The sequence below is a fragment of the Vibrio sp. T20 genome (genome assembly GCF_007858795.1).
GTDB lineage: Bacteria > Pseudomonadota > Gammaproteobacteria > Enterobacterales > Vibrionaceae > Vibrio > Vibrio satsumensis.
The window spans coordinates 1-293 of record NZ_VFEB01000042.1 but is presented as its reverse complement, the minus strand read 5'-3'; the positions used below and the strand labels follow the sequence as shown (position 1 = coordinate 293).

Here is a 293-nt window from a genome sequence, read left to right as displayed (position 1 = left end):
AGCTTTTCATAGGCCAACCATTCACTGCCTTGGTATTTGGCATTGAAGCGCTGAGCTAAATTAATCTGATAACAGTCGCCAGACAGCAGGTATTCTTGAACGTGCTCGAACTTGTCAGAATAACTCTGTTCACTCATGTTCGATTGCCACGGTGTCGTTAGGCGAAATTCCTCTGTTTGAGGTTTGCCTTGCTGCTCAGATAACCAATTCCAGTGCGTCTCGATGTTCTGTCCAACCACACACGCTGTCTTAAGCTCGTGATCAACCACTATTGCCCATTCATACAAACCAAC

The 293-nt window shown here is 45.7% G+C and carries 1 pseudogene; it reads right to left on the bottom strand.

The features are described from left to right. Nucleotides 1-293, bottom strand: a pseudogene (locus FTW16_RS01915) (chorismate-binding protein); the annotation flags it as partial.